At 38.8% G+C, this 4,316-nt stretch carries 6 protein-coding genes; all 6 read right to left on the bottom strand.

Features of this window, described 5'->3' with window-relative positions; genetic code table 11:
• On the bottom strand, positions 1-140 hold a 140-nt coding region (locus UTM25_RS05230; protein ID WP_414146747.1), incomplete at its 3' end, for a YciI family protein.
• Positions 141-239: 99 nt separating this feature from the next.
• Entirely contained in the window at positions 240-605 is a 366-nt protein-coding gene (locus tag UTM25_RS05225) for a hypothetical protein (protein ID WP_194399460.1), read from the bottom strand.
• A gap of 479 nt (positions 606-1,084) precedes the next feature.
• A complete protein-coding gene (locus UTM25_RS05220; protein ID WP_194399461.1) occupies positions 1,085-1,561 on the bottom strand; it encodes a hypothetical protein in 477 nt (158 codons plus the stop codon).
• A gap of 26 nt (positions 1,562-1,587) precedes the next feature.
• Positions 1,588-2,070 carry a hypothetical protein gene (locus UTM25_RS05215; RefSeq protein WP_194399462.1) on the bottom strand — a complete coding sequence of 161 codons (483 nt, stop codon included), beginning with the start codon at positions 2,068-2,070 and terminating at the stop codon, positions 1,588-1,590.
• Between the two features lie 952 nt (positions 2,071-3,022).
• Positions 3,023-3,229, bottom strand: coding sequence for a hypothetical protein (locus UTM25_RS05210; RefSeq protein WP_194399463.1), 207 nt, complete (start codon positions 3,227-3,229; stop codon positions 3,023-3,025).
• A 379-nt stretch (positions 3,230-3,608) separates the two neighbouring features.
• Positions 3,609-4,316: RHS repeat-associated core domain-containing protein (locus tag UTM25_RS05205; protein ID WP_320714420.1), on the bottom strand; the 708-nt coding region annotated here is incomplete at its 5' end.

Below are 4,316 nucleotides of genomic sequence, written 5' to 3'. Positions count from 1 at the left end.
CTTGGGAACCGTCTACCGGACACCAGGAAAATCCCCTCTGCGTACCCTTTTTTAAGCCACTGAACATGAGCAGGTATCGCTGCGTCAATCTCTTCGAGTGGTTTGATATAGGTTAAAATGACAATGTAAACCGTGCTCATCCTTTGCCTCTTAGCTCTGTTTTAAACCGCTTGTTGGAACTGCTTATGCAGCCCTCTTTTGCCACCGGTTATAGTTATCATTTTTTGGTGCTTTTGATGCTAATACGCAGGGCCCGATAGAGACAACGCGTTACGCTTCATATCCCAGGAATAAAACCAATCATGCCAGCCGTTTTGCTTTTCCGCATAGCTACAGACCACAACCACTTGCTTTGACAGGTTGAAAGTTAAGTAATAGAAAGCTGCGCCTTCAGGAGGCGCAGACCAAAATAGTTTTTCACCCTGCGCATTGAAGATGGTCAAAACGGTTGGTAATGGCTTTGGCTCGCTTAACGCAAAGACTAACTGGCGTGTAGAGTCGACCATTGCATAGTCTAAAAATGGCATACTAACCAGTATGTTACTTTCACCACATGCCCATTGAAGCAGGTCATTTTCTTTAATACAAATGAGATTTTCAATCATTGGTAAATCTCAACTTTTAAAGTTTGAACTGTTTCAAATCACCGTCAAAAAGCCCCACAAGATATACCCGGTATCGGGCTGGCTGCACTTCTTTATACGTGAATACAGTAGAAAACTCTTTTAAACACTTTGAACATGTGTTTTCCAAAACATATAATTGGCTTTCATCATAGCTAAATTCATTATGATCACTAACAAGTTTCACACCTCTCATTTTCTTAACCAAAAAGCATTTTACCTCTTCAGTGAGAGTGTCAACTCATATGAGTTTACGATAGAGTAGACTATTACGCCCTCGCATTCAGGGCATACTATTTTTGCGCCATAATCTAAAAAGTCATTATCAATGCCATCCAGCACTAATATCTTCTTCTTCAGTCTATTAGTTAATTTCATTTTTATTGAGCTATAAGTTATCAATAGAAAAAGTATGGCGAGAAGAAAATGAGGGATTTTATTAATTAATAACATCATTTATGTCAAACATACCATTCGATATAAATACCACAATCGAAGCTTTTTTCATTAGACTGTACAACAATACTTCCCCATTCATGCGCCCATTGAAATCCATATGGGGGATTGGTAATTTTAAGTTTAGGCTTTGAGGTTATTTCACTCTCAACCCATGCTGTCAAACGCTGCTGCTCATCCGATAAATTACTCAAGCTTGCCCTTTTATCCCAATCATTTAGCGTTTTATAAAAACTTCCATCCTTACTACTAAGGAATAATGATGGGGTAAAAGAAAATGCTGAAGGCCTTAGTTCCAAAATGAAAATTTGATCTTTCCATTTAATATTATCGATAGCGAAATAAAAAGAGCCTATTATAGTCAATGGCGAGAAGAACTTGTAAAATGCGGAATTTTTAAAAGTATCAATATCTTTTAATTCGATTGGGTAGTTGTTAATTGCTACAAATCCAGTATGAACATCAAGTTTCATTTCTAACATATCTAAACAACCTTGCCTGGAAGTGACTACGTTATATTCCCAACTATATATACCCCATGATTAAATGACTTTGTCTCATATGAGACTGAAACCCGCCCCCACTCAAAGTTCCACCTAATGATGTCTTTTTCCGTGGTATCAGGCGTGTCCAGGTTTAGTGATTCTTTCAGCCAATCAGACAGGCTTTTCACTGATTCATTTAGCATGTGAATATTGGTTCGAGCGTTCCAATCATTTAATGCGTTATAGTATTGACTGTTTTTATCAACAAGATGAAGCATAAAAGGAAAACCATAGCACACTGTGCGTATAGTAACTTGAAATTCTTTGTCGAAAAACGCTACTGAGTCAACAAGGTAGTGATTTGGCATGGTTTTCTTTACAGCTTTGTGTTTTGCTAATTCGCGGTATAAATCACACTTACAAAAGCCTTCTTCAGTATCAATTTCCAAAGGTAGATCATCAAGATTTAGTTCACCTGTAATCGGTTTAAATTTTAATTCAATCATGTTGCCCTGCTTTACTTTTGATTGTGTGACAAGATCTTAATGATATAATCGACTCAACATGATAACATCCATATGAGGAGAATTTTCCGTGTACAAATTACATTTGTTATAATAATTTACAATGACATCCGCACAACAATAAAGTCTTATTGCCAATGGTACAGTAAGTCAATCCACATTTCTTTTTCCCCAGCTATAATTTTTATGCCATCTCTATTTTGTTTTACATACTGCATGTACGTTTCATAAATAGCTCTTATTATCACCGTTTTTTCAGAGCGAGATCCTTCAATCAAAGTCATTAGTTTTTCTAAATAAATTGATGAATCCACTCTTTCGTTGAAAAAAAACTGAGATAATCGAGTACTTCATTATATAATTCGTAATTCATGATAGGTATTCCTGACTTCATACACTGATTTAATTGGCACATCCAATTCTGGGGATATCCTGATAGCTGCGTCTAGCTTTCCAGCAGCAGCTTACCTCAGGCTAAGTTCGCCCCTTCCCAGCGCATCTCCCTTCGATATCCACTATCAGCTCTGGCGTGCCGTTGGGCTGGCAGTGGACCAGAAGATCTCTGGGGCATTAACGTCGTCAGTATGTGCCAGCGGCCATCACTGTCTGGTCGCAGTATACTTAGGTCATCGGCACGTCCCCGTGCATCTCCTGCAGCAGGCGGTTAGGGGTAATTTTCCCAGCCCCGTCGAACTGATTAACATCTGCGGCGTACAGGTTTTGAGTAAAGTTAAAAGAAGGAAATCAGCGTAATCCGTGATATATAAAATAAAACCTGTAATTAATATAATTCTAATATCCCTCATAGAAGAGGGTAAGGATTGGGACGAGTCAAGAGTCAATTACCCTTCCCCATGCATCAACCTGTTCACCTTCCATAAAAAACAAACATAATAAACAATCTGGAAAAATTAATTCCCCGCATAAGTATTTGCTAGCAAAAATAAAAGTAAATATTACGTATCAAATCTCCATCCGCTTCATCAACGGTTCTTGTTTTGACTTTATTAAAATCAGCTAAAATACCTTTCACTGGCACATCAGGCTTTGATATGTCAGCATAAAATGCTTCCTGTTGACTTTCCCGAACATATTTTTTTATTAAAAAAACAAGATTCTTTCGTAACTCTTCTTCTGTCATCGCTTTTACTACGAAATTATACTAACACATAAAAAAAGATATTATACCCTGATACCGATGGTAGTAGTATCATCTTAGTAAAATAATACGGAATATTAACTAAAAACCATCTCGCCATTTGTTTACTTAATATTTTATTGCCATATATTGAACAACTGCTTCCATATTTCCTGTTCCTCCTGAGTAGGGACTCTATAATCTTGAGTTTTTCGCCTATATTCCATGAAACATGAGTCTATAGCTCGAATAGCCACCATTTTTTCTTTTCGACAACCATCTAAAATAGATTGCATATCATGAAGAAAATTAGAATCAAGAATATATTTTTGAAAAAATAGCTCCAGGAAATCTAACACTTCATTATAAGATTGTAAATTTATCATGGTTCCTCTGGCAGAATATCAATCTTGTCGAAATTAATAACTCTATTTTCAGCATGCAGCTGTTGAACATTACCTTGGCCGTATTCAGGGTATGCCTTAGTAAACGGTTCAAGTGGTGCTCCAGGTCTATCACCGAACATTCTCGGGGTTCGCACTTGCGGAACACCATTTTCATATAATTGAAGCGTATCAAACTCAGCTCTAAGACGTCCATCACTCCATGATTTATCCAAAGGATCAAGTGGATTCAATTTATCTGCTCCTTTGATCTGGAATGCATCTCTTACTGTGCGACCGGAGTCTAATTTATCAAAACCAAAATAAGTGACTGGTGCGGATTTGGATTCAAATGTTTTAGGCACCCATGCGTTAATCGAACCGTCATCCTCAAGATACCTCATATAGCGATAGGCTGTAGATGGCATTGTAGCGCTTGGCCCCGCTGGACCGACATAGAAATCAGGTTTCGTTTTACCGCTACACTCACGGCTCAACCCCCACGGATCCACCCACCCCAGCGCATTCGGCGCATACTGGTAAAGGTTTATCCCCCCCGCCAGCCCTATCGGGTCCTGCTGCGTAAACCGCCCGCAGTCCGGGTCGTAATACCGGAACAGATTGTAGTGCAGCCCTGTCTCACGGTCCAGGTATTGCCCCTGCATGCGCAGGTTCTGAGAATATCCTGATACCTGCGTCTCGCTTTC

It is taken from the genome of Enterobacter sp. 61D5, assembly GCF_034107965.1.
GTDB lineage: Bacteria > Pseudomonadota > Gammaproteobacteria > Enterobacterales > Enterobacteriaceae > Enterobacter > Enterobacter cloacae_M.
This window is presented reverse-complemented; position numbering and strand designations above follow the sequence as displayed.